Annotated in this window: 23 protein-coding genes and 3 tRNA genes; 17 read left to right on the top strand and 9 right to left on the bottom strand. The window is 68.8% G+C overall.

What is annotated here, in order from left to right; genetic code table 11:
• Positions 1-72: 72 nt before the first annotated feature.
• Complete coding sequence (locus JL108_RS20215; protein WP_205198138.1) at positions 73-1,188, top strand: CPBP family intramembrane glutamic endopeptidase; 1,116 nt, start codon at positions 73-75, stop codon at positions 1,186-1,188.
• Here JL108_RS20215 and JL108_RS09915 read toward each other — a convergent pair.
• Entirely contained in the window at positions 1,175-1,495 is a 321-nt protein-coding gene (locus JL108_RS09915; protein ID WP_143914735.1) for a rhodanese-like domain-containing protein, read from the bottom strand. The two genes, JL108_RS20215 and JL108_RS09915, sit on opposite strands and share 14 nt — an antisense overlap.
• A 130-nt stretch (positions 1,496-1,625) precedes the next feature.
• On the opposite strand from JL108_RS09915, the gene JL108_RS09910 reads away from it, so the two are divergent.
• Positions 1,626-2,027 carry an ATP-binding protein gene (locus tag JL108_RS09910; protein ID WP_185973211.1) on the top strand — a complete coding sequence of 134 codons (402 nt, stop codon included), beginning with the start codon at positions 1,626-1,628 and terminating at the stop codon, positions 2,025-2,027.
• Positions 2,028-2,061: 34 nt separating this feature from the next.
• The gene (locus tag JL108_RS09905; protein WP_205198137.1) at positions 2,062-2,886 is read left to right on the top strand and encodes a DUF5926 family protein; all 825 of its coding nucleotides are present in this window, start codon (positions 2,062-2,064) and stop codon (positions 2,884-2,886) included.
• Here JL108_RS09905 and JL108_RS09900 read toward each other — a convergent pair.
• Complete coding sequence (locus tag JL108_RS09900; protein ID WP_205198136.1) at positions 2,825-4,066, bottom strand: arginine deiminase; 1,242 nt, start codon at positions 4,064-4,066, stop codon at positions 2,825-2,827. The two genes, JL108_RS09905 and JL108_RS09900, sit on opposite strands and share 62 nt — an antisense overlap.
• Before the next feature lie 272 nt (positions 4,067-4,338).
• On the opposite strand from JL108_RS09900, the gene JL108_RS09895 reads away from it, so the two are divergent.
• The 4 genes from JL108_RS09895 to JL108_RS09880 all read left to right on the top strand — a co-directional run bounded on the left by JL108_RS09895 (position 4,339) and on the right by JL108_RS09880 (position 10,029).
• Positions 4,339-5,049, top strand: coding sequence for an HAD family phosphatase (locus JL108_RS09895; protein WP_205198135.1), 711 nt, complete (start codon positions 4,339-4,341; stop codon positions 5,047-5,049).
• A gap of 79 nt (positions 5,050-5,128) precedes the next feature.
• Positions 5,129-7,633, top strand: coding sequence for a glycoside hydrolase family 65 protein (locus JL108_RS09890; protein WP_143914740.1), 2,505 nt, complete (start codon positions 5,129-5,131; stop codon positions 7,631-7,633).
• Between the two features lie 64 nt (positions 7,634-7,697).
• Complete coding sequence (locus tag JL108_RS09885) at positions 7,698-8,885, top strand: HNH endonuclease signature motif containing protein (RefSeq protein ID WP_205198134.1); 1,188 nt, start codon at positions 7,698-7,700, stop codon at positions 8,883-8,885.
• 70 nt (positions 8,886-8,955) lie between these two features.
• Positions 8,956-10,029 (top strand): YihY/virulence factor BrkB family protein, encoded by a 1,074-nt coding sequence (locus JL108_RS09880; RefSeq protein WP_205198133.1) that lies wholly within the window; start codon positions 8,956-8,958, stop codon positions 10,027-10,029.
• 55 nt (positions 10,030-10,084) lie between these two features.
• Here the strand turns inward: JL108_RS09880 and JL108_RS09875 are convergent, their stop codons facing one another.
• Complete coding sequence (locus JL108_RS09875) at positions 10,085-11,695, bottom strand: diacylglycerol kinase family protein (RefSeq protein ID WP_205198132.1); 1,611 nt, start codon at positions 11,693-11,695, stop codon at positions 10,085-10,087.
• A 92-nt stretch (positions 11,696-11,787) separates the two neighbouring features.
• Here JL108_RS09875 and serS point away from each other — a divergent pair, with 92 nt between their 5' ends.
• Together serS and JL108_RS09865 are read left to right on the top strand one after the other, a co-directional pair.
• Positions 11,788-13,056, top strand: coding sequence for a serine--tRNA ligase (serS, locus tag JL108_RS09870; protein WP_205198131.1), 1,269 nt, complete (start codon positions 11,788-11,790; stop codon positions 13,054-13,056).
• Entirely contained in the window at positions 13,053-13,835 is a 783-nt protein-coding gene (locus JL108_RS09865) for an HAD family hydrolase (RefSeq protein ID WP_205198130.1), read from the top strand. Before serS ends, JL108_RS09865 begins: the two co-directional genes overlap by 4 nt.
• A 116-nt stretch (positions 13,836-13,951) precedes the next feature.
• Here JL108_RS09865 and JL108_RS09860 read toward each other — a convergent pair whose 3' ends face one another.
• The 3 genes from JL108_RS09860 to JL108_RS09850 are packed head-to-tail and all read right to left on the bottom strand — an operon-like array spanning position 13,952 to position 16,064.
• Positions 13,952-14,494, bottom strand: coding sequence for a sigma factor-like helix-turn-helix DNA-binding protein (locus JL108_RS09860; RefSeq protein ID WP_205198129.1), 543 nt, complete (start codon positions 14,492-14,494; stop codon positions 13,952-13,954).
• Positions 14,495-14,507: 13 nt separating this feature from the next.
• Positions 14,508-15,029 (bottom strand): bacterial proteasome activator family protein, encoded by a 522-nt coding sequence (locus JL108_RS09855; protein WP_205198128.1) that lies wholly within the window; start codon positions 15,027-15,029, stop codon positions 14,508-14,510.
• Between the two features lie 60 nt (positions 15,030-15,089).
• Positions 15,090-16,064, bottom strand: coding sequence for an NAD(P)H-quinone oxidoreductase (locus JL108_RS09850; RefSeq protein ID WP_205198127.1), 975 nt, complete (start codon positions 16,062-16,064; stop codon positions 15,090-15,092).
• Positions 16,065-16,096: 32 nt separating this feature from the next.
• On the opposite strand from JL108_RS09850, the gene JL108_RS09845 reads away from it, so the two are divergent.
• The 5 genes from JL108_RS09845 to JL108_RS09825 all read left to right on the top strand — a co-directional run bounded on the left by JL108_RS09845 (position 16,097) and on the right by JL108_RS09825 (position 19,479).
• On the top strand, positions 16,097-16,882 hold the full coding sequence (locus JL108_RS09845; RefSeq protein ID WP_205198126.1) for a carbon-nitrogen hydrolase family protein: 786 nt from the start codon (positions 16,097-16,099) through the stop codon (positions 16,880-16,882).
• Entirely contained in the window at positions 16,879-17,940 is a 1,062-nt protein-coding gene (locus tag JL108_RS09840) for a hypothetical protein (protein WP_205198125.1), read from the top strand. The genes JL108_RS09845 and JL108_RS09840 overlap by 4 nt, the downstream gene beginning before the upstream one ends.
• A 233-nt stretch (positions 17,941-18,173) precedes the next feature.
• Positions 18,174-18,262, top strand: a tRNA-Ser gene (locus JL108_RS09835).
• Positions 18,263-18,304: 42 nt separating this feature from the next.
• Positions 18,305-18,934, top strand: coding sequence for a class F sortase (locus tag JL108_RS09830; RefSeq protein WP_205198124.1), 630 nt, complete (start codon positions 18,305-18,307; stop codon positions 18,932-18,934).
• A gap of 62 nt (positions 18,935-18,996) precedes the next feature.
• Positions 18,997-19,479, top strand: coding sequence for a hypothetical protein (locus JL108_RS09825; RefSeq protein ID WP_205198123.1), 483 nt, complete (start codon positions 18,997-18,999; stop codon positions 19,477-19,479).
• A gap of 285 nt (positions 19,480-19,764) precedes the next feature.
• Here the strand turns inward: JL108_RS09825 and JL108_RS09820 are convergent.
• Positions 19,765-19,851, bottom strand: a tRNA-Ser gene (locus tag JL108_RS09820).
• A gap of 79 nt (positions 19,852-19,930) precedes the next feature.
• The gene (locus tag JL108_RS09815; protein WP_143912868.1) at positions 19,931-20,581 is read right to left on the bottom strand and encodes a TetR/AcrR family transcriptional regulator; all 651 of its coding nucleotides are present in this window, start codon (positions 20,579-20,581) and stop codon (positions 19,931-19,933) included.
• 232 nt (positions 20,582-20,813) lie between these two features.
• On the opposite strand from JL108_RS09815, the gene JL108_RS09810 reads away from it, so the two are divergent.
• Positions 20,814-20,886 (top strand) — tRNA-Arg (locus tag JL108_RS09810).
• A 114-nt stretch (positions 20,887-21,000) separates the two neighbouring features.
• Positions 21,001-21,471: a hypothetical protein gene (locus JL108_RS09805; RefSeq protein WP_205198122.1), complete on the top strand. Its 471-nt coding sequence runs from the start codon at positions 21,001-21,003 to the stop codon at positions 21,469-21,471.
• Here JL108_RS09805 and JL108_RS09800 read toward each other — a convergent pair.
• Positions 21,464-21,904 (bottom strand): CBS domain-containing protein, encoded by a 441-nt coding sequence (locus tag JL108_RS09800; protein WP_205198121.1) that lies wholly within the window; start codon positions 21,902-21,904, stop codon positions 21,464-21,466. The genes JL108_RS09805 and JL108_RS09800 overlap by 8 nt on opposite strands.
• A 276-nt stretch (positions 21,905-22,180) precedes the next feature.
• Between JL108_RS09800 and JL108_RS09795 the strand changes: the two genes are divergently transcribed.
• Positions 22,181-23,488, top strand: a complete 1,308-nt coding sequence (locus JL108_RS09795) for an LssY C-terminal domain-containing protein (protein ID WP_205198120.1) — start codon at positions 22,181-22,183, stop codon at positions 23,486-23,488.
• The last annotated feature ends 3 nt before the right edge of the window (positions 23,489-23,491 follow it).

Here is a 23,491-nt window from a genome sequence, read left to right as displayed (position 1 = left end):
GGGCGCGTCGTCGTTCCGGCTCCTGTGGACGGGCTCCGACGGTTGTGGGCGGCATATGTGACGATGCGAGGCATGGCCACCCGCTTCCACCGACTCGCACGCGAGTCCACCGACTTCGCCCACTGGAAGCTGCCGGTCGCCGCGGTGCTCGCGGTGTGCTTCTTCTTCGCGGCGTCGATCGTGCTCGTGCTCGGTGCGCTCGTGGTGGTGGCCATCGACGGGTCGCCCGGTGGGGTCGACGACTTCCTCGACGCCACGGCACGGTTCGACCTGCTCGATCCGGGCATCTTCGCGTTCGCGATGGTCTCCATCATCGTGATGGTCCCGAGTGTGTGGTCCGCGACGGCCATCGTGTGGCGCAGGCACGCGCGCTACCTGCTGTCGGTCGAGGGGCGGCTGCGATGGGGTTGGCTGGCGCGGTGCGCGCTGATCGCGGTCGGGGCGCTGGGAGTCGCGATCGGCGGGGCGGTGGCTATGGAGGCCTCCACCGGACCCCTGACCTACGAGTTCACCGGGCGATCGGCGTTGATGATCGTGCTCGTCCTGCTGCTCGTTCCGCTGCAGTCTGCCGCCGAGGAGTACGCCTTCCGTGGTTTCGGTCTGCAACTCATCGGTTCGTGGGTGAGATCGCCGGTCCTGCCGCTGCTGGTGACCACGCTGGTATTCGCCGCCGGACACATCTACGAGTTCTGGGGCCTGGTCGACGTCGCGGTGTTCGGGTTGACCGCCGGCTGGTTGACGATCCGTACCGGGGGACTCGAAGCGGCGATCGCGGTCCACGTGGTCAACAACGTGCTGCTGTTCGTGCTCGGCGCGGTGGGGCTTGTCGACCCCACGGGCGAGCAGGGCGATCTCGGTCCCGTCGATGTGCTGCCGACGGTGGTCGCGATGGCGGTGATCGTCGCGCTGGTCGAGTGGCAGGCGCGTCGAGTCGGACTGGTGACCGAGCGTGCGCCCCAGCCGCCGCGTCCGGTGCCGCCGGTCGGTCCAGCGACGCCCCCGCGTCCACCGGTGACGGGACCACCCGCCGGGCCGCCGATGAGCTGGCCCCCGCAGGCGGCGCCCCCGCCGCGGCATCCGGTGGTGCCGGTGCCGCCGAACGCGCCGGACTATCCCGGGCAGCTCACCCCCGGCTGGCCGCGTCCTGGAGAAAGGGGCAGCGGTGACGAACGGGTCAGGCGGTGGTGACGGGGCGTCCCGCGGCGTGCCACGCCTCGATGCCGCCCTCGAGGTTGACCACGTGATAGCCCTGCTGGGAGAGCCAGGCGGTGGCTCGTGCCGACCTGCCGCCGAGGTGGCACATGACCACGGTCGGGGTCTGCGGATCGAGCTCTCCGACGCGGTCGGGCAGCGTCCCCAGGGGGATATGCGTCGCCCCGGATACATGCCCCGAGGTCCACTCATCGGGCTCGCGCACGTCGAGCACGACGAGCTCGGCCGGCAGCGGATCGGGCAGGTCGGCGACGGTCACCGAGGGGATCGACGAGTCGTTCATGGTTTCATTGTGTCGCACGGTCAATTGCACGGCGAACTCCCCGAGTGGTTTCCTAGGTGACGCTGTCGGGTCCTTGTTCGAGTTGAGGGGCCGTGTCGTCTGGGCGAGGATGGAGCGACAGGAGGTGACCATGATCGAGACGTCGGCGTCTGTCAGGCTGCCGTTCGAGTCCTCCACGCCGAGCCTGGCGCGGACGAAGCTCGCGGCCTTCCTGACCCGACACGAGGTCAGCCCCGAGGTCATCGACAATGGCCTGATCGTCTTGAGCGAGATGATCGCCAACGCGGTGTCGCACGGCTCCCCGGACGACAGCGGATCCATGGAGATCACCTGGTCGATCAACGGCGAGCTGCTCGAGCTCAGCGTCCTCGACGCCGGCAGCGGAGCGACTCTCAAACCGGTCGACTTCGACGAGGACTCGCTGAGCGGTCGCGGGCTCTCCATCATCAACCGTGTGGCCGACCGCTGGTGGGTGGACATGTCCCAGGGCACGCGAGTCAGCGCCGAGCTGGCGATCAGCGACGCCCTCTGATCTCAGGAGACCTGTGGGTAGGAAAACACGTCGCGTGCGTCACCGCGTCGAGAAGATGCCCTTCGCCGCCCGACCCTTCGAGGGACTCCCCGATGAGCGTGAGTGGATAGCGCTCCGCAACTTCGTCGAGCGCGGACGCGCCACCGTGACCTTGCGCGATGGTCGGCAGATCAGCATCGTCAGTCAGCTGCCCGGTGCCGTGGCGGCCTGTGTCAAGGAGGACGGCGAGATCCAGGTCGCCATCCAGGTGGCGCACGATTTCGGTGATCTCAGCCGGGATCTGGCGCATGCGATCGCGCTGGCATCCGATCGCGAGCCCGGTTCGATGGTCTCGATGACCGACCCGGGGGTCGGGGAGCGGATGCAGGACATCATCGACCCCGACAGCACCTTCGAGATCGAGCTCCTGGAGAACTTCGACTTCTGGAAGCCCTCCGATCCGGAGATCGAGATCGACATGAACCTCGACACGGCGATGCTGGAGGCCAAGACGCTGTCGCACGCCAGCTGGCGGATCCGGCCCCACGCCTACGTCACGCAGTACGGGTCCTTCGAGTCCTATCTGCGGTGGTTCCTCGTCGAGGACGAGAATGCGGTGCTCACCGCTCTCGCGCGGCTCCACCTGGCGGCGACCGATCGCGTCGGGGGCCGCCATCTGCTGGGCACGTTCAAGGCCGACGGCCTCCCGGTCCTCGTGTGGGAGGTGGACCGCTTCGACGATCACGAGAAGCTCGCCAAGCATCTCGCGAATGTCGAGGAGGCGTTGACGGAGGCGCTCGCGCGCGATGACGAACCGCTCACCCAGGCGGAGCGGTCGGCGCGGCAGAGCCTGTTGTCGCGCCAGGTGGTCGTGCGCTGACCCTGTCGATCGGGCACGACATGCACCTCGGGCCGCCGCGGCCGGAGCCGAGCTCGGACCCGGGGATGGTCACGACGTCGATCCCGGCGTCGCGGAGCCGGTCGTTGGTCTGCTCGTTGCGTTCGTAGGCCACTGTCACGCGCGGTGCGAGGGCGAGGGTGTTGTTGCCGTCGTCCCACTGCTCGCGTTCTGCGGTGACCGGGTCGAGTCCGGTGTCGATGCGGTGCAGTTCCTCGATGCCCATGGCCTCGGCGGCGGTCTCGAAGAAGGGCCGGGCCGGTGCCGCGTGGAGATCCTCGCCGTCCCAGGTGATCGCGTGCGCTCGCAGTCGTGCGGCCATCGTCGGGTAGACCACCACCGTGTCGACGTCGACCATGGTGACGATCGTGTCGAGGTGCATCGTGGCCCGGTCCTGGGCGATCGGCACCGCGAGGACGGTCCGGGCGAGGCCGTGGGACAGCACCTGCTCGGCGAATCGCTCGCAGCCGGCCGGTGTGGTTCGCTCGCCGACGCCGACGGCGATCACGTCCGGCGCGAGCAGCAGGACGTCCCCGCCCTCGAGATGCTCGCGGTGGGGGCCGTGGAGGACGGTGGTGTCCTCGAAACGCGGATGAAAACGGTAGATCGATCCGGTCAGCTGGGTCTCGCGTGACCGCGCGGGCATCGCGAGGCTGGTCACGGCGACGTGCTCGGGGAGCCAGAACGAGGAGTCGCGGGTGAACAGGAGATTCGGCAGCGGGTCGATCAGGAAGTCCTCGTGGGCCAGCAGACTCGTGACCAGGGTGGAGGTCCCGCTGAGCTCGTCGTTGCGCAGGCCGGCGGTCAGGACGGTGGCGAGCGCGGAGGGCTCGAGATCGGCGAGGGCCTCGCGCAGATAGCGACGGAGCCCGAGGCCCAGTCGCGGGTCGGCCGCCGTCTCGTCGATGACGTGGTGCCGGGCGGCCGGGTCCTGCAGTGTCTCGGTGAGCAGCGCGACGAGGTAGAGCACCTCGACTCCTCGTGCCCGCAGCGCATCGGTGAAGGCGTCGTGCTCCTCCTGGGCTCGCGATACCCAGGGGATCGCGTCGAAGAGCAGCTGATCGTTGTTCCGCGGCGTGAGGCGCGCCAGCTCCGGGCCCGGCCGGTGCACCAGGACGGTACGCAGCGTCCCGGTCTCGCTGTCGGCGCCTCGGAACGTCATGTCGGCAATCTACGAGCCCGAATCGTCGCGCGCCAGCGGTCTCCACCGGCCGCCGACCACGAAGGATGTGACTCTGGGGTTGCTCCGGTGACCCCAGAGGCACATCTTTCGTCGGGGCTCGACGGACGATGTGACTCTGTGGCTGCCAGGGCAACCGCGGAAGCAGATCCTTCGTCGTCCTCGGCGGACCCGGGAAACCGACGATCGAGAACGTGGTTCGACTCACCGCGCCCAGGCTTTCGCATCGGAACTCTGGCCGTAGGCTTGGTGGGGTGAATTGGAGCGACTACGACGCCGCGCTGTTCGACCTCGACGGTGTCATCACGCCCACGGCCGTCGTGCACATGCGCGCCTGGAGCGCGATGTTCAACGACTTTCTCGCCGACCTGCCCGACCAGCGTCCGTACACCGATGACGACTACTACCGTTATGTCGACGGCAAGCCGCGCTTCGAGGGCGTGGCGTCGTTCCTGGAGTCGCGTGGGATCGACCTGCCCTACGGCGACCCCGCCGACGATTCGAGCCAGCGCACGGTGTGCGGGCTCGGCAACCGCAAGAACGAGGCCTTCTCCGAGGTGCTGGCCGCTGAGGGCGTCGAGGCGTATCCGGGGTCGCGACGGCTCGTCGAGCAGCTCGCGGAGCGGGGCATCAAGCTTGCGGTCGTGTCCAGTTCGCGCAATGCCCCCACCGTCCTGCGTGCGGCGGGGATGATCGACTACTTCCCCGTCATCGTCGACGGTCGTGTGGCGGAGGAGGAGCAGCTCGCCGGCAAGCCCCAGCCCGACACCTTCCTCGACGCCGCGGCCAAGCTGAGCGTCCCGAAGGAGCGCGCCGTCGTGCTCGAGGACGCGGTGTCCGGCGTGCAGGCGGGCCGTGCCGGGGCTTTCGGTCTCGTCGTCGGCGTCGACCGCGGTGCGGGCCGCGACACATTGCTGGAGAACGGCGCCGATATCGTCGTCACCGACCTGGAGGAGCTGGCATGAGCGAGCGCAGCGAGCGAATGGTGGGTGTTGACGAGTGCCGCCATCGGCCTAGTCTTCTTCTCGTCGAGGCGGTGGGGGCATGAGCTCACATGAGGCACCGCGCATCCACGACTTTCTGGATCGCGGCCGGTTCCCGCTCGACGAGTGGCGTCTGGTCGAGGACCACCCGAACCACGAGGATCTCGGGGTCACCGAGACCCTCTTCGCCGTCGGCAACGGCTACCTGGGCATGCGGGGCAATGTCATCGAGGGCCGCGACTCGCATACCCACGGCACCTTCATCAACGGCTTCCACGAGACCTGGCCGATCCAGCACGCCGAGGAGGCCTACGGCTTCGCCCGCGTCGGCCAGACCATCGTCAACGCCCCCGATGCCAAGATCATGCGGCTCTACGTCGACGACGAGCCGTTGCTGCTCACCATCGCCGACCTGGTCGAGTACGAGCGGTCGCTGGACTTCCGCTCCGGTGTGCTCGAACGCGACATCATCTGGCGGACGCCGAGCGGCAAGCGCGTCCGGGTCTCCACCAAGCGCATGGTGTCCTTCACACAGCGCCACCTCGCGGTCATGACCTTCGAGGTCGAGATGCTCGACAGCGCCGCGCCGATCGCCATCTCCTCGCAGATCCTCAACCGCCAGGACGGCGAGGACGAGTACCACGTGCGCTCCAAGGCGATGGGCGAAGGACACGACCCCCGCAAGTCCGACACCTTCAGCCGCCGCGTGCTCGAGCCGATGTACAGCTGGGGGAGCGCGGCCGACGGGCGGATGGTCCTCGGCTATCGCGCGGTCGACAGTGGCATGACCCTCGCGGTCGCCGCCGACCACCTCTTCGAGACCGACAACGAGTGGGAGCAGTCGGTCCAGGTCGACGACGACCTCGCCAAGATCACCTACAAGGTCAACGCCCAGCCGGGCAAGCCCGTCAAGCTCGTCAAGCTCGCGGCCTATCACACCTCGCGGGGTGTGCCGCCGCGCGAGCTCGTGGATCGCTGCCGCCGCACCCTCGACCGCGCCAAGGACGAGGGCGTGCAGAAGCAGTTCGACGACCAGCGTGCCTGGCTCGATGCGTTCTGGGAGCGCTCCGATGTCACCGTCGCCGGCCAGCCGGCGATCCAGCAGGCCGTGCGCTGGAATCTCTTCCAGATCGCCCAGGCCTCGGCGCGCGCCGAGGGTCAGGGTGTCCCGGCCAAGGGCGTCACCGGCTCGGGGTACAGCGGCCACTATTTCTGGGACACCGAGGTCTATGTCCTGCCGTTCCTGACATACACCTCGCCGCACTGGGCCCGCAACGCGCTGCGCTTCCGCTATTCGCTGCTCGACGCGGCCCGTCGACGGGCCACCGAGATGGCCCAACGCGGCGCGTTGTTCCCTTGGCGCACCATCAACGGCGAGGAGGCCTCGGCCTACTACGCCGCCGGGACCGCGCAGTACCACATCGACGCCGACGTGGCCTACGCGCTGACCCAGTACCTCGCGGCCACGGGGGACACCGAGTTCCTCACCCGCGAGGCGATCGATGTGCTCGTCGAGACCGCGCGGATGTGGGCCGACCTCGGATTCTGGCGCGACGAGCAGGACGGTGCGTTCCACATCCACGGTGTCACCGGCCCTGATGAGTACACGACCGTCGTCAACGACAATCTCTTCACCAATGTCATGGCCCGGTTCAACCTGCAGGCGGCGGCGCGGGCGGTGCGGGAGCTGGCCGAGCGCGACGGCGCCACCTACGATCGGCTCGTCTCACGACTGTCCCTCGTCGAGACCGAGGTCGAGGACTGGGAGCGCGCCGGCCGCGACATGGCCATCCCCTTCGACGAGCACCTCGGCATCCACCCGCAGGACCAGCATTTCCTCGAGCGGGAGGTCTGGGATCTCGACCACACGGGCCTCGACAAGCGTCCGCTGCTGTTGAACTATCACCCGCTGGTCATCTATCGCTTCCAGGTCATCAAGCAGGCCGATGTGGTGTTGGCGCTGTTCCTGCAGGGCGATCACTTCACCGATGAGCAGAAGCGCGCCAATTTCGAGTACTACGACCCGATCACCACCGGCGACTCGACCCTCTCGGGGGTGGTGCAGTCGATCATGGCCGCCGAGGTCGGCTATCACGACCTCGCGCTGCGGTACTTCCTCGGCGCGCTCTTCGTGGACCTCGCCGACCGGCATCACAATGCGAGCGACGGCGTCCATGTCGCCTCGACCGGGGGTGTCTGGAGCTGTCTGACCTCGGGATTCGGCGGGTTCCGCGATCACAATGGGGTCTTCGCCCTCGATCCTCGGCTCCCGGACGGCTGGCAGGAGCTCACGTTCCGGGTCACGTTGCACGGGGCGCGGGTACGCGTCTCCGTGCGGTCCGACGAGGTCGAGCTGGTGGTCGAGGACCAGCAGCCCGATGCCGACGGGCGTCTCGTCACGCCGACGATCGTGGTGCGAGGCAAGGAGATCGCGGTGCCCGACGACGAGCCCGTCGTCGTCGCCCTCGACGGCCAGGGGCCACGGCTGGAGGGCACGCCGCCCCCGGTGGCCGGCCGTCGCCGCGCCGACGGCACGATCATCTCGGCCATCGTCCCGGGGGCCTGAGCCGTTCATAACAAGCTCGCCATCATCTCTTGATGTTCGAACGTTTGTTCGATACTATAGGTGTATGACTTCGGGGGATCTGGCGCAGCGGCTGCGGGAGACCGCAGCGCTGTTGGAGGCGTTCGCCCCCTCGACCGATGCGCTACGGGCGCTCGAAGAGACGAGCAATGCGATCGATGCCGCTAAGGCTCAACTGACTGCTGAGATGTCGGAGACCCTGGAGTACGAGGGTGAGGGGTATAGCTCGGTGAAGGCGTGGTTGCGTGATCAGCTCCGGGTGAGCTCGCGGCGGGCGAGTGAGTTGGTCAGGTCTGGGGTGACGCTGAAGCAGATCCCCGAGGCCGCCGAGCTGGCCTCAGCCGGTGGGATGTCGTTGGAGCATGTGAAGCACCTGTCGTATGCGGTCACCCATGTCGGTCCGGGTCATACCCGTGAGCTGCTCCCGGAGCTGTTGGACGTGGCCTCGACTCACGAGCCTGCCGCGCTACGTCAGGTGGTCCGCACCCTGCGGGACGCGGTCTATCCCGATGAACTGGATCAGGCGTGGATCGATGGCATGGCCCGTGAGGATATCCAGGTGAACCCCGTCCCTGGCGGTGTTCACATCAACGGGTTCCTCAACTCCACCACCGGCGCCAAACTCACCACGTTGTTGCAGTCCCTGTCCGCGCCCCAGGGCGCCGATGATCCGCGCACGAGCGCCCAGCGGCGGGTCGACGGGCTGGAACGTCTCCTCGACTCGGTGTTGGAGAGCGGGCTACCGCGCGATCAGGGGGTGCGTCCGCACCTGGCCCTGACGATCGACGCCAGCACCCTGATGAACGATGCCGGGTCTGGGGAGTTGGTGGGGTTTGGGACCATCGGCATCCGCCAGCTGCAGGAGATGATCTGCGAAGCCGACCTCACTCCCGTCGCCATCGGGGGTAAGGACGGAGTCCTGGACGTCGGCAGATCCAGCCGGTTGGCGACACCCAGGCAACGGACTGCGGTCCTCGCCCGACAAGGACACCAATGCGCGTCCCCGGGATGTCGGGCACCCGTGGTGCATATCCACCACATCATCTGGTGGTCCCGCGGTGGACCCACCGACCTCGCGAATTTGATCGGGCTATGTCCGAGATGCCATAGGGCGGTTCATGCCGGAGCACTCGTGATCGACCCCACGACCCACGAGTTCCGCGACAGACACCACCGCCTCCTCCCCGGCAGTCACCCCCGACACCGACGACGAAAACTCGCCCACGCCAGCTGACCTGATCTGCTCGGCGTCGACGGACCGACTCCCGTAGGCTCAGCGGAACGCTGTCGACGAGGGGAGTGCCGTGATCGTGGCGTGGCTCGCCGTCGCCCTCGTGGCCGGCGGCATCGTCGCCGCGGTGCTGCGATGGCGGCAGACGGCCGACAGCCCGGCGCTCGCCACTCGCGTCGAAGGACTCACCCGGCGTCACCCGATCTCGCTATGGGGCGTCAACCTTCCCTACCTCGCCGTGCGGACCGTCCGGCGCTGCGGTGACGTGCGGGTCACCGGTCTGGCCGCCGAGATGACCTACTACGCGCTCATCTCCCTCCTGCCGTTGGCCAGCGCGCTCGGCGCCGCGCTCGGATTCGTCGAGAGGGTGGTCGGCCGTGCCGAGGCCGATCGTCTCGAGGAGGCGATCGTCGAGACGGTCGGCGGCGTGTTCGACGAGGACGTCGCCACGGATGTCGTCATCCCGATCGTCGAAGGCACCCTCCGTCAGGAACGCGCCGGGTTGGCGATCGGCAGCATCGTCATCGCCGTCTGGCTCGCGAGCCGGATGTTCAGGGCGGCGATCCGCGCACTCGACGATGCCTACCAGGTGCGGGAGCGCCGCACCTTCCTCCAGCAGGTCCTCCTCGGTGTCGGACTGTCCTTCGCCGCGATCGTGACGGTGCTGGTGCTCGTGTCCCTCATCGTCATCGGACCGCTCTTCGGCAGCGGCCGCGAGGTGGCCGAAGCCGCGGAGATCGGCGCCCTGTTCGACGACACCTGGAATGTGCTGCGGTGGCCGGTCGCGGCGGTGGTCTGCATCGCCTTCCTGGTGGCGCTCTACCGGTTCGGACCGAACACGACGACCACCTGGCGGCAGTGCTGGCCGGGAGCGGTCTTCGGCACCCTCGGTCTGATCGTGGCGGCCTGGGGGTTCCAGGTCTATCTGCGGGTGGCCGGACCACGGACCCCGCAATTCGACGACTCCACGATGGCGGTCGACATCGCCACCCAGGTGCTCGGCTCGGTCCTCGCCGGTGTGCTGTGGGTCTGGCTCAGCAGCATCGTCGTGCTCGCCGGCGGGGTCCTCAACGCCGAGATCACCCGAATCCGCGAGCGGTCGAACACGCCTGACGATGGCGAGTCGCCGGTGAGGGGCGGTGCGTGAGCGTCCATCTCGTCCGAGCAGATGGACGCTAACCCACCGCCCGAGGGGAGGGGCGTCAGGTGGCCGGGGGAAGCGCGACCGGCACGCGGATGAGCACGACTCCCTGATGCACCTCGGCGGTGATCTCGCTGCCCTCACCGACACCGTCGCCGTCGAGTTGCATCGGCACCGGCTTCTCGGCCTTCACGTGCACGCGCTCGCCGCTGAGCCGGGTCAGGCGTTTGTCATTGGTCAGCCGCCGAGTCATCACCCGCGCGACGATGGCCACCCAGCCGATGAACCGCTTGGGCGCCACCACGACGACATCCAGACGGCCGTCGTCGATCTCCGCGTCGGGGAGCAGAGGAATCCCACCCTGCAGCTGTCCCACATTGCCGACCACGACGGTACGCGCCTTGAAGGTCACCGGCTCCTCGTCGTCGATGGTGATGGTGACCTTGGTGCGCGGGAAGGTGATGGCCCGCGTGCCGGAGACGAAGTAGGCGAGGAAACCGACCTTCTTCTTCAGCTGGTCGTTGACCCCCGACATGATCATCGCGTCCATGCCGAGGCCGGCCATCACGAGGAAGGCGGTGTCGTCCTCGTCGTCGCGGCGGAAGGTCGCCAGGTCGATCGCCCGGTCCTGTCCGGCATAGACGACATCGAGCGCGTCCCGCGTGTTGACCGGGATGTCGAGATTGCGGGCCAGGAGATTCCCGGTGCCGTGGGGCAGGATGCCGACCGCGACACCGGTGCGAGCCGCCTCCTCGCACACCGCGCGCACCGTGCCGTCGCCACCGGCGGCCACCACGAGGTCGACGCCACCGGCGATCGCCGCGCGCGTCTGCCCGTGACCGGGATCCTCGACGGTCGTCTCGAACCAGCGTGGCTCGTTCCATCCGTAGGAGGCGGCGACCTGGCTCACCTTCGCCCGGAAGTCGGCCACATCGGCGATCTTCGACGGATTGAGGATCACGGCGGACTGGAAGCGGCCGCTGCCGGTGGCGGTGGCCGTCTCGGACGGTGCGCGGCCATTGCCGCTGACCAGCAGGATCCACAGCAGCATCGTGGCCAGCGACCCGAAGGCCACCCCGGCGACCACATCGCTGAAGAAGTGCACCCCCAGGAGGACGCGACTGGCGGCGACCGCGAGGGTGAGCAGGGTCCACAGTGTCAGCAGGACCCGGCGCTTCCATCCACGCCCGGTCGCGACGACCGTCAACAGTCCCAGAACGGTGAAGAAGACGCCCGCACCGGCACTGTGGCCGCTGGGGAAGGAGTAGCCACCGATCTCATGGAGTGGGTGATCCCAGAAGGGGCGATCGCGGGTGAAGATGAGCTTGATCAGCGCATTGCCGCCGATGACGACGATGCCGCTGGCGATCACCCAGCCCGCGATCCCGCGTTCCTTGCGCCACAGCATCCAACCCGCCAGGACGGCGAGTCCGATACCGGTGCCCCAGTTGCTGGCGACGACGGCGATGATCTCGAGGAGATCGATGAGCCACTCTCGTTGCCGGCTGACATCGTAGGCGGCGTCGGCGATGCTCCGATCGAGGTCGAGCTGGGCGGACCACCCCCACGACAGTCCGATCGCCGGAACGGCGAACAGCAGCGTCAGGACGGCTACCAACGCCGGTATCTGCCACTGCCGGTCGGGGTCAGCGCGTCGGACGTCGATCGCCACGGGGCTCCTCTCGGGTGATGCGGTGCTCGAACAGCGTAATCGACCGGCACCGGACAGTCCCGTCGGCGCGGGCCGGTCGATAGGCTGGCAGCGTGATCGACCCGCGCGTTCTCCGTGACCAGCCCGATGCCCTGCGTGATGCTCTGCGCCGCCGAGGCGAGTCCGTGGACCTCGTCGACGAGCTCATCGCCGCCGACGAACACCGCCGATCGTCCATCGCGGCCTTCGAGCACCTGCGCAGCGAGCAGAAGACCCTCGGCAAGCAGGTCGCCAAGGCCCAGGGCGAGGAGAAGCAGGCCCTGCTGACGCGCACCAAGGAGCTCTCCGCCCAGGTCAAGCAGGCCGATGCGGACCGGGACGAGGCCGGCCGCCACTTCCACGCCCTGATGCAGCGCGTTCCCAACTTCACCGCGCCGGAGTCCCCCGAGGGCGGCGAGGACGATTTCGTCGTGCTGGAGACCCACGGCACGCCGCGTGATTTCGCCGCTGAGGGTTTCGAGCCGCGGGACCACCTCGAGCTCGGCGAGCTGCTCGGCGCCATCGACATGGAGCGGGGAGCCAAGGTCAGCGGCTCGCGCTTCTACTTCCTGACCGGGGTCGGCGCACAGCTGGAGCTCGCTCTTACTCAGCTCGCGATGAGCAAGGCGGCCGAGTGGGGCTTCACCCCGGTCATCCCGCCCGCGCTCGTCAAGCCCGAGGCGATGGCCGGCACGGGATTCCTCGGCCAGGCCGCCGACGATGTCTATCGCATCGAGAAGGACGATCTGTACCTCGTCGGCACCTCCGAGGTGCCGATGGCGGCCTACCACAGCGACGAGATCCTCGACCCCGCCGCGATGCCGCTGCGCTATGCCGCCTTCAGCCCGTGCTTCCGTCGTGAGGCCGGGTCGTACGGCAAGGACACCCGCGGCATCTTCCGGGTCCACTGGTTCGACAAGGTCGAGATGTTCGTCTACACCTCCGAGGAGGAGTCCTACGCCGAGCATGAGCGCATCCTCGGCTGGGAGAAGGCGTGGCTCGACGCGCTCGAGCTGCCCTATCGGGTGATCGATGTGGCCACCGGCGATCTCGGCATGTCCGCCTACCGCAAGTTCGACTGCGAGGCGTGGATCCCCACGCAGGGCACCTACCGCGAGGTCTCCTCGGCCTCCAACTGCACCCAGTTCCAGTCCCGGCGGCTCGACATTCGGCTCCGCGGCGAGGACGGCACCGTCCCCGCGGCGACCCTCAACGGCACGCTCTGCGCCATGACGCGCACGATCGTGGCGCTGCTGGAGAACGGCCAGCAGGCGGACGGCTCGGTGCGTCTGCCCGCGGCCCTCCAGCCCTTCCTCGGCGAGATCCTGGAGCCTCGCCGATGAGCTGGTTCCCGAAGCTCGTGGCGCTGGACGTCGACGGCACGATCGTCGACGGTGAGAACCTGATGACGACGGCGGTCGGCACGGCGATCCACGCGATGCGCGAGCGCGGCTCCGAGATCGTCATCGCCACCGGACGGTCCGCCCCCGGCGTGTACGACGTGCTGCACAAGCTCGCGATCGACGACGGCATCGCGGTCTCCAGCAATGGCTCGGTGGTCTTCGATGTCGACCCCTTCCGGGTGCGTCACCTGGTGACCTTCGATGCGCGTGAGGCGGTCGCCCGGGTGCTCAAGACGATGCCCGAGGCGATCGTCGCGGTCGAGGACGTCGGTGTGGGCTATCGCGTCTCCCAGCCGTTCCCCGCCGGCGAGATCAACGGCACCATCGTCGTCGAGGAGGTCGATGACCTCGTGCGCGAGCCGGTCAGCCGCGTCATCATCCGTTCGCCCGAGCACGACTCGGAGGAGTTCCACGCCCTCGTCGCCGACCTCGGCCTCGACGACACCAACTACTTCATCGGCTACAGCTCCTGGCTGGACTTGGCACCGGTCGGCGTCTCGAAGGCCTCCGGGCTCGACTACGTGTGCCAGGCGCGGGGCATCTCGCCCGCGGATGTGCTCGCGGTCGGCGACGGCCGCAACGATATCGAGATGCTGCAGTGGGCCGGACGCGGCGTGGCGATGGGCCAGGCGCCCGACGAGGTCACACGCGTGGCGGACTCCGTCACCGGCGGCATCGACGAGGACGGTCTCGCCGAGGAGCTCTCCCGCTACCTCTGAGGTCCCCGGGCCCCTGATCTTCCGTCGGCCGCTCACGCAAGATGTGCCTCGGTGGTCGCCATGGCAGCCACCGAGGCACATCCTTCGTGGGGGTCAACAGCAGCCACGCTGTACTACTAGGCGGTCTTCTCCAGATCGTCGAAGACGTCGAGCACCTGGGCGATCGTGGGCGGCGCGACCGGACTCGGGGGTGCCGGTGACTCGGTCTCCCGGGCGCGCCGCAGGTGGCGCTTGACCGTGGACAGCGAGCATCCGAGGCGCTCCGCGAGCTGCCGGCTCGTGTCATCGGGATGTGCTCGGCGGGTCGCCATCACCAGATCGTGGTCGACCGGACCGCCGCCTGACCGAGGGGCGTCCTGGGTGGGATCGTGGAGAGGACCGTCGATCCCGAGCACACGGCGCATCCGCTGACGTTCCCGCTCGCTCGTGCACGCCACGAAGCCGGAGACGTCGACCTCGACGACCGCCTGGTACAGGCATTCGGGCAGTACCTCACAACCGGCGCAGCGACGGTGCGCCGCGTCCCGCTTGGCCTGGAAGTCCCGCCACTGCTCGGCCGAGGACTCGTGCCGGGCGGGAGGGCAGAGCAGTTGCTCGTCCTGGTAGACCTCCGGTCGCATCGCGCACGGAGGAAGCGAGCGTGAGGACGTGATCAGCACGGTGGCATCGCTCCTAGAGGTACATTCCGCCGGTGCCCGGGTCACCGCGTCCGCCGGCAGGATCGGCCGCGGAGGAATCGGGGGCCTGCGCGCCGGGTGGCAGCGCGAGGCGCATGTTCGCGAACTGCGTCTGGGCCTGCACCTGTTGGGCGTAGAGGGCGGCCTGGATGCCGTGGAAGAGTCCCTCCAGCCAGCCGACGAGCTGCGCCTGAGCGATCCGCAGCTCGGCCTCGGTGGGCGAGACCGCGTCGAAGGGGAGGCTGAGACGCTCGAGTTCGGCGACCAGCTCGGGGGCGAGTCCGTCCTTGAGCTCGGTGATCGACTGCTCGTAGATCTCGCGGAGCCGGGAGCGGCTGGCATCGTCCAGCGGCGCGGACTTCACCTCATCGAGGAGCTGACGGATCATGCCGCCGATGCGCATGACCTTGGCGGGCTGCTCGACGAGGTCCGAGAGCGGAGTGCCGGTCTCGGCGGCATCGCCCGAGGGCGCGGCGACCGGGTGCCCTGAAGGATCGATCACGTGATCGTCGCTCATGGCACCAGTCTAGATGACACGACGGCATGAACGTATCTGGTAGGCGAAGGAGCGCCGCCTTCAGGCGAGGGTGAGCAGGATCTTGCCCGAGTGGCTGGACTCCTCCATGATCCGGTGCGCGTCCGCGACCTGGCTGAGATCCATCGTGGCGTGCACGATCGGCTTGACCGTGCCGTCCTCGAGGAGCGGCCAGGCCTGCTCGGTCATCTGCTGCACGATCGTGGTCTTCTCCTCGACAGGACGCGCTCTGAGCGAGGTGGCGGTGACGGCGGCCCGTTTGGCGAGGAGAGCACCGAGATTGAGCTCGCCCTTGACGCCGCCCTGCAAGCCGATGACCACGAGGCGGCCCGCGGTGTTGAGGGCCGCGACATTCTGGCCGAGGTACTTGGCGCCGATGATGTCGAGGATGACATCGGCCTTCAGATCCGCCGCCCGCATCGCCTCGACGAAGTCCTCGTCGCGGTAGTTGATGACGTGATCGGCCCCGAGATCGCGGCACAGCTGAGCCTTCTCGGCCGTGCCGACGGTGGTGACGACGGTGGCGCCGAAGGCCGTGGCGAGCTGGATGGCCGTGGTGCCGATCCCGCTCGATCCGCCGTGCACCAGGAAGGTCTCGCCCGGATGCAGGCGGCCGATCATGAACACATTCGACCAGACGGTCGAGTAGGTCTCCATCAGGCCCGCGGCGGTCACCAGATCGATCCCCGCCGGAATCGGGGCGACCTGGCCGAGCGGGACGCTGACGTACTCGGCGTATCCGCCGCCGGTCAGGAGCGCGGCGACCTGCCGTCCCACCTGACCGTCGTCGACGCCCTCGCCGACGGCGGTGATCTCTCCCGAGCATTCGAGCCCCAGGACCCGGGTCGAGCCCGGCGGCGGATCGTAGAGCCCCCGTCGTTGCATGACATCCGCACGGTTCACGCCGGCGGCGGAGACGCGGATCAGCACCTCGCCCGGTCCGGGCTCAGGGATCGGAACATCGACCACTTCGAGGGCATCGGGTCCACCGGGCTCGTTCACGACGACAGCACGCATGGGACCACCGTAGCGATGCGACACTGGTGCGCATGCGTATCGCCGTGGTCCAGCTCGCCGCCGATATCGACGCGGCGCGCAATCGTGAGCTCATCGCCTCCGCCCTCGCGGGGGTCGAGCCCGGGTCGACCGACCTGGTGGTGCTGCCCGAGGCCGTCATGCACGATTTCGGCAGCGCCGACCATGATCTCGCCGCCGTCGCCGAGTCCCTGGACGGTCCGTTCGTGTCTTCGCTGACCGAGCACGCGGCACGTCTCGACACCACGATCGTGGCCGGGATGTTCGAGCGCACCGACGGACTGCCGTACAACACGCTCGTGGTCGCCGGCCCGCAAGGTCTGCGGTCGACCTATCGCAAGATCCACCTCTACGACTCCTTCGGCTATCGCGAGTCCGATCGGCTGCGCGCCGGGGCGATCGAGCCCGTCGCGATCGATATCGCCGGGACCCGGGTCGGGCTGATGACCTGCTACGACCTGCGCTTCCCCGAGCTCGCCCGGGCGCTGATGGACACCGACCCCGTCCCCGACGTCCTGGTGGTCCCGGCAGCCTGGGTCGCGGGCGAGCGCAAGGTCGATCACTGGCGCACGCTGCTGGCCGCTCGCGCGCTCGAGAACACCGTGTACGTCGTCGCGGCGGCGCAGGGAGGCGATCGCTACACCGGTCATTCCTTGGTCGTCGATCCCTGGGGCTCTATCGTTGACGAGGTTCGCGGTACCGACACCGCCGTGATCCGCGCCGATCTGGAACCCCGGGTCGTCGCCCGTTCCCGCGAGGTCAACCCCTCGCTCGCCAACCGGAGGATGCGCTCGACGTGAGCACCACGCAGCCCGGCCGCCGTCGCCGTCTCGACGCGTCGGTCGCCCCGGTCTACGAGCGACCCACCCGCGGACCGCGCTTCGCCTCGCCGCGCACGGCGCGTGCCTTCGAGTGGCTCACGGTCGTCGGCTGGCTCGTGGGCTTCGTCGGCTCGCTGAGCAGCGTCGTGGCGACACCCGTCTCCATCCCCGAATGGGTGTGGCGGTCGAGCGCCGCCCTCCTGCTGGTCGCGTTCTCGATGATGCTCACGCACCGGGTCGGTGGCCACATGCGGTTGTGGGTGCCGCTCGCGGTCCTGGTGGCCGCGGGAGCGATCATCACCGAGCGGGGGCTGCTGCTGGTGGCAGCCGCCGGACTGACCGCCGTGCTCTCCGCGCTGGTGGCGGTCATGCTGACGCTGCCGGCCCCGACGGTGGGCGCTTCCCTACGCGAGTACGGCATCTCGCTTCTGCTGGCCGTGAGCGGAACGGTCGGTGTCGCCGCCTGGAACGCCCCGGCGAACGTGCCGGTGTACAGCGGTCTCGTGCTCGCCTCGGCGGTCGCACTGGGCGTGGCGACCATGTGGAGTCTCGGCGCCGGTCTGCACGGCTTGAGCCGACAGCATCTGTGGATCCTCGTGGGCGTCGCCGTCGTCGCGGTGCTGCTGTTCGTCTACGGCGGCATCGTGCGCCTCTACGGCAGTCCGGGGCTGAAGGAGGCGCTCGACGACTCCATCATCTGGATGCGCCAGAACATCGGCGGGGTCCCCCGGCCCTTCGAGGTCCTGATCGGCTTCCCCGCCATCATCGTGGGTACGTCCTTGCGATCGCGCTACCGCGAGGGATGGTGGGTGTGCGTCTTCGCGGTGCTCGGCACCGCGGTCATCACGACCTCGCTCATCGACCCGGGTGCCTACCCGTCGTACTTCGCCTTCTCGACGCTCTACTCGGCCGCTTTGGGCATCCCGATCGGGCTGCTGCTGCGGCGCATCATCCTCTCGCCGCGCTCGGCGCGAGCCGCCCGTGCGGTGGCGCCTCCGTCCCGGGTCGAGCCCGGACGGTTCAGCCCGCTGAAGTGACCGCCTCTGCCGGCTCGGGGCGGTGATTGGTCAACCGCCACCGGGGGTGTGTCAGGTGCACCATGCACCGACATCGTGCCCGAGCGGATCCCGATGACGTGTCAACCAGCCGATCCCGCCGGTGGCAGTCGCTCGGGAGTTCCGTGCCGCCGCGGTGGTCACGACGGCCCATGGAGCGCTGTGCTGGTGCCGGGTGCGAGAATCGAGATGGCCTCATCTCGCGAGATGAGCCAGGAGGGGTGCCGGAGTGGCCGATCGGAACCGCCTTGAAAGCGGTCGCTGGCAGAGATGTCAGCCGCGGGTTCGAATCCCGCCCCCTCTGCTCCACGACGGACACCGTGCCGGCCGCTGAAAGGGGACGATCGTGACGAGACGACGCGTAGCGACCCTGGCCGTGGTGGTCGTCGCCCTGATCGTCCTCGTGGCAGTCGGGTGGTTGGTCGGCCGAGGAGAGGATGAGCCCACCGCGGCTCCGAGCCCCTCGCCCACTCCCACCGAGCCGGCCGAGGACCCCTGCACCACGGACGAGCCCTTCACCCCGTCCTCGGCCGTCGTCGACGGCATCGACGCGCCCGTCGTGGCGATGCCACGCGACGGCAACGATGTGCCCGGAGTGCTGCCCCTGGACGGCGAGGGGGCCTCGGCGATCGCCTGGGACGAGCCGCCGGGCGTCTCCCCGGGGGATCCGTCCGGCAATGTGCTGCTCAACGCGCACACCTTCCCCGACGACGGTGCACTGGGCAATCGGTTCCTGGACGAGCTCGAGCTCGGTGATCCGATCGAGCTGCGCGGCGACGACGGACAGCGCCTCTGCTACGAGGTGAGCGAGCGCGTCGAGGTCCTCGCGGCCGATGGCTTCCCCCGCTACTACGAGGACGCGGGATACCCGCAGATCGCCCTCATCGTCTGCTCCGGCGATCGTGTGGGACCCGGTGACTGGACCCACCGCACGATCTGGTTCGCCGTACCGGCCGAGGCCGATCTCGCCTCCTGACTGCGTGCGACACTGGTGTCGCCCGCCATCCGTCCCGACTCCCGATTGGGCCCATCGATCCTGTGACTCAGCAGCCTGAACCCTCCGCGCCCGCGCCCCGCTCGCTCTATCGCCTCGACTGCGCCCACGCGATGCTCAGCATCGGAGCCTATGTCCTGGTGGCCGGTGTCGCGGTCCTGGTGGCCTTCTGGACGGTCCAGTTCGATCCGTGGGGTGCCATCGTCGCCGCGACCGGCGCAGTGGTGGCGGTGCTCGCCCTCGTGCTCGCCGCGCGGCTCGCGCTGCGTCCCCCGGTGGTCCTCATGCTCGACGGGGCCGGGTATCGCGGACGTGTCCGGGCGCAGCGCCACGCCTTCGAGGGACGCTGGAAGGACGTGCGCGACGTGAAGGCCTCGTCCCGCCACCTCCGCTTCACCACCGTCACGAATGACGAGCAGGTCTTCCCACTCGAGACGATCGACACCCGCGACCGCGCCCGGCTGCTGCGCGATGTCTACGATCGCCTGAACACCGCCCACGGCTACACCCGCTTCACCTTCGACTGACCCTCACCGACACACCGCCTGGGCGGTGAGTAGGCGTCCTTCTGGCGACGCGATCGGTGTATCAGCGTCCTTTCGTTCGCTCAGAAGGACGCCTAGGCACCGCTCACTGACGGAGATGGACGCTGATACACCGCCCGTGGGGCGGGTTGGGTGCGGAGCGCTCGGGCGAGGGTCGGGCTGGGTGGTCATCCTCGGTGCGGAGCGAGCTCCGCACGCTATCGGGTTGGGTGGACACCAGCGAAAGAGAACGAGGAGCCGCCTTTCGACGGCTCCTCGCGTTGGGTGCGGAGATGGCGGGATTTGAACCCGCGAGAGGTTTAACCCTCAACCCGCTTAGCAGGCGGGCGCACTAGGCCACTATGCGACATCTCCTGGCGCACCGGATCAACCGATCCGATGCAACCTGTTCAGGATAGCGGCCGATCACGGCCCGCCCGGAATCGGGGGCGGGTCAGTTCCGTGCGCCGTGGACGAGTGAGTAGTGGTCCCGTCGGGACAGCGGGTCCTCATCGATCGGCGTCGCCTCGTGCGGATGGGCACGCAGGCCGTCGAGCATCAACGTGATGAGCCGGTGCGGCACTGACGACTCCTCGCCCATCGGGAGGGTCTGGATGCTCGACATCGTGAACGGGATCGTCGCGATATCGGTCGCGGTGACGTCCCCGCGGAGACGCCCCTCGTCCTTGGCCCGTTGCACGTACTCGACGATCGGCTCGCTCCACTTACGCCCCGGCTGGTACTCCGGGTCGTTGTGGTGCTGACGCCGCATGATCGACGCGGTGGCCGGCTGCGCGACCAGCAACTGCACGCTCCGCCGGATGAGTGTCTCGATCGCGTCCCAGCCTGAGGACTGCTGAGCGCATTCCTCGGCGACGACATCGAATCGCTCCACGATGCGGTCGTACAACGCACGCACGAGATCGGGGTGAGAAGGGAAGTTGCGGTACACGGTGCCGATGCCCACACCGACCCTGTCGGCGAGTCCGTGAAGAGGCGCGTCGATGCCGAGTTCGGCGAAGTAATCTTCGGCACCCACTAGCAGACGCTCGCGGTTCGCGACCGCGTCTCGCCGCGTGGGGAGCCGACGTTCTGGCTTGGTCATGGGTCCACTGTACGAGGCTTTGAGTAACAATGTTTAACGGGACGAATGTTTGAAATTCCAGTGACTATTGCGGGTCATACGGGTCCGGTCCTCCAGGTGGCGGAGGCCTGGTCCGGCATCCTCCGGAACGACCATGACGACCCGCCGATGAGAGCGAGAGCGGTCGAGGGGCAGGCCCGAATTGGGCGCCGCGCGGAGGACCGGGTAGAGTAGGCGAGGCCGTTATCGGCAAGCGCCTGTAGCTCAACGGATAGAGCATCTGACTACGGATCAGAAGGTTTGGGGTTCGAATCCCTACAGGCGCGCTTCACATCCCTCACGAGGTCTCCGGCATCCGTCGGAGACCTTCGTCGTTCTCCGGAACCCTGCGGGCCCGGCTCCGTCTCGGTAGGGTCGCACGGGAGATCGAGGAGGGTCCCATGGCCGAGCCCCAGACGCCCGATGCCGACACCAAGCGGCGCGTCGTCGACGCGCTGACCGAGCGCGTCCGCGGCGAGCTCGCCGCGGCGCAGGCGAGCGTCGAGGCCGAACAGGCCGCCAGCGAGCTCGACCCCGAGGATGTCGTCCGCGCCGATGACCAGTCCCAGGCCGATGATGCCGGTGACCTGAAGCCGCTCTTCGAACGATCCGCGAGCCGTCAGCGGGAGATCCTCGACGCGATCGAGGCGCTCGACTTCTCCGAGACCGATGTCGCCCGTCCCGGAGCGGTCATCGGCTTCGACGGCGATCGCTACGTGCTCGGCGTCGTCTCCGATGCCTTCGAGGTCGACGGCATCACCTATGAGGGCATCGCACCCGACGCGCCGGTCGCCGCCGCCGTCGACGGCCTGCGTGCCGGCGACAGCTTCACCGTCGGAACGCGCACGGTCCGCCTCGAGTTCGTCAGCTGACCTCGGGGTCGGCGTCCGCTGCCCCCTGGGCACGTTCCCGTGCTCGCGCCGCCACGCCCTCGTCGGTGCAGAACCCGGTACCCGAGGACTTGAGGCACAAGAGCCCGAGCAGCCGGTCCCCGTCCACGACGGCCAGTCGCCGGCGCCCCTCGGCCACCATCTGCCGCCGCAGCGGTTCGAGCTCGGTCGCCGGGGGGACGGTCCGCTCGGCGAGCAGGCCGTGGACACTCGCCAAGTCCTCGCGCCCGGCGGTCTCCAGATCCTCCCGCTCGATCACGGAGACGAGTCGGTCGCCGTCGGTGATCAGCAGCGCGTGCACGTGGTCGTCGGTGAGGATCTCCAGGGCCTGCGCGACGGTGCAGCCGGTCGGCTCGATGCGTGGAGATCGCAGCATGCCGTCGACGGCCGTCGGGGCGGTCGGCCGTTCGCTCATCGTGGGTCTCCCTCCGATCGATCTCCAGCCTAGGGCGTGTCTGACAATTCGTGGCCGTTGCGAGCGGCGTATCCGCGGGATGCCTCGCCAGGCGCCGGAGCGAAGCCATACCGGGGGATTGTCTTGCGAGCGACGGCAACGCAGCGAGGCGCCCGCGGGACGTCGCGCAGTAGGTCACGAATTGTCAGACACGCCCTGGGCGTGGGGAGGCCTACGCTGACCTCGTGACCACTACGCAACCCCGATCGGGGGAGGCCAGGCCCCGAGGAACGCACCGTGACTGAGCACGGCGACTGGCGTCGCGGCCGGCCGGTCACCACCCCGCCTCCGTCGCAGCCGCCGAGCTATCCCCGCCCGCCGCGGAAGACGAGCCGCGACTGGACGGTGGAGGACGCGGTCGACGGAGGCTTCTTCGTCGTCGCGGCACTCCTCGTCGTCTGGCTCGGCTGGGAGGTGCTCTCCGGCGAGTCCGGCCTGTCCCTGCTCGGGATCGTGAGCGGGATCGTCTTCTGGCTGCTGCTCGCCTATGTGGGTCTCCCGCGGCTGCAGCAGCTGCTCGCCCGGATCTACGTGCCCGACTACTTCATCGGGCGCGCGGTGACCGATGTCGGCCTGCTCGGCGACGTGGTCAACCTGGCCGCGGACGGCTCCGCCGAGGACGTGCACGAGGCGATGACCCGCGCCGGCTGGACGCGCGCGGACGACGTGACGCTCCGGTCCTCGTGGGGCATCGTGATCTCGGCGGTGCTGCGCCGGTCCTATCCGGCCGCGCCCGTCTCACCGCTGCTGCTGTTCGGCCGTCAGCAGGCCTTCGCCTACGAACAGGAGGTCGACGGCAACGCCTCGCAGCGGCATCACGTGCGATTCTGGCCGGTCCCCGAGGGTTGGGTGCTGCCCGGCGGCTTCCGCGTCGACTGGCTCGCCGCCGCCACCTACGACCGCGCCGTCGGTCTCTCGGCGTTCACCCTCCAGGTCACCCACAAGGTCGACGGCGACGTGGACATCGAGCGCGACTACGTCGTCGGCACCGTCCGCTATGCGATGCCGGAGACGCGACTGCGCGTGATCGAGGACTTCTCGACCGCCTTCACGTCCCGCAACGGGGGTGGTGACATCGTCCGCACCGACGGCTCCCTCGCCATCGTGGACGTGGACGGACTCAGCGGACAGGACACCGCGCCGTCCCCCGGCGCACCCCGGCGCGCCCCCTGGGAGCGACGGCTACCACCGCCCGCCCTGCTGATCTGCGGCGCCTTCGGTCTCGTCAAGGCGCTGTTGACGCTCATCGGCGCGATCACCCTCGCCTTGCACGGCGGACTCGCCGACACCATCACCGAGGTCGTCGGCATGGCCGTCGGCGCGGCGGCCGTGGTCGCGCTGTGGGGGTTCACCCTCGGGCGCCGGCGCTGGGCCCGCACCCTTCTGATGGCGGTGGCGACCGTCGACGCCGTCTCGCAGCTCGTCCTGCTCTCCGGCGACGCGCATCCCGGTCTGTTGGTCCTCGCCACCACCAGCCTGTCGGTGCTCGTCATCGTCACGGTGAGCTCGACCTCCGTGCGCCGCTGGGTCACCGGCCGCGCCTGAACC

Source organism: Aeromicrobium sp. YIM 150415, assembly GCF_016918125.1.
Classification (GTDB): Bacteria; Actinomycetota; Actinomycetes; order Propionibacteriales; family Nocardioidaceae; genus Aeromicrobium; species Aeromicrobium piscarium.
The sequence above is the reverse complement of the archived record's forward strand: the minus strand, read 5'-3'. Positions and strand labels throughout refer to the sequence as shown.